This window comes from Streptomyces durbertensis (assembly GCF_014156695.1).
GTDB classification, from domain to species: domain Bacteria; phylum Actinomycetota; class Actinomycetes; order Streptomycetales; family Streptomycetaceae; genus Streptomyces; species Streptomyces durbertensis.
This window is the reverse complement of the sequence record NZ_WMLF01000820.1, coordinates 1-1098: the sequence shown is the minus strand read 5'-3', so window position 1 is coordinate 1098 and position 1098 is coordinate 1. Positions and strand designations below refer to the sequence as shown.

Here is a 1098-nt window from a genome sequence, read left to right as displayed (position 1 = left end):
GTGTGGACCGGTCGCGCCACCCCCGGCGACGCGGCCGCCGGCCAACTCCTCCAGGCGGTCCGGCACTCCACGACCCTGCCGGCCGGCGGCGCGGCCGCCACCCAGGTGCTCCCCCGGGTCACGCCGGGGACGGACACCGCGCCGACCGTCGTCACCCCCCGCGTCCCGCAGCCCTCCGCGCCCCTGCTGGACGGCATGCGCCCGGCGGGCGGCGCCTACGACGAGCCACGCCCGACCGGCCACGCCGCCGACGGCCACGACGGCTACGACGGCGACGGCTACGACCCGTACGACGAGCGCGACGAACGCGCCGTCGACGGCCACGGCGACCGCCCGGGACGCGACGCCGTACGTCACGCCTACTACCCGCACCGCCGCATGAACCTCGGCATCGTCCTGCTGCCGCTGCGGATCTTCCTCGGGTTCATCTCCCTCTACGCCGGGATGGGCAAGCTCACCGACCCCGTCTACTTCGACGGCGGCGAGCGCGGCTCCATGGTCACCTGGCTCCAGGGCCTCGAACCGTGGGCCATCGCCTCCCCGTTGCACTCCTTCGCCGTCGCCCACCCGGTCGGCGCGGGCCTCACCGTCGCGTTCCTCCAGGTCATCGTCGGAGTCCTGACCATCCTCGGGCTGTGGCAGCGGGTCGCCGCCGGCCTCGGCGCGCTGCTCTCCGCCGCGCTGCTCGTCACCGTCAGCTGGCGCACCGTCGCCGCCTACGACGCGCCGGACATCATCTACCTGGCCGCCTGGTCCCCGCTGATCATCGCCGGCGCACCCGTCTACTCCCTCGACGCCCGCCTCGCCGGCGAGGCCTGGCGCCGACTCGGCCCCCGCGTCTCCCTGTGGGACCTGCGACGCCGGGTACTGCGACGCGGCACCCTCCTCGTCACCCTGTTCGTCGGACTCGCCCTCCTCATCGGCTCGATGTTGGGCAGCGCCGTACGGTCGGCGCAGGTCGCCACCGTGCCCGACTCCGTCGACACCCCCCGCAACCACCTCCCCGGCACCCCGCTGCCGCAGGAACAGACCGGCGCCCCCGGCGAAACCGTCACCCAGGGCCCGACCGCCGGCCCCACCGCCGGCCAGTCCGCCAGC

At 75.4% G+C, this 1098-nt stretch carries 1 protein-coding gene; it reads left to right on the top strand.

What is annotated here, in order from left to right; genetic code table 11:
• Nucleotides 1–1098 (top strand): DoxX family protein (locus GL263_RS27060; protein ID WP_182858362.1); only part of this gene is annotated, 1098 nt, incomplete at both ends.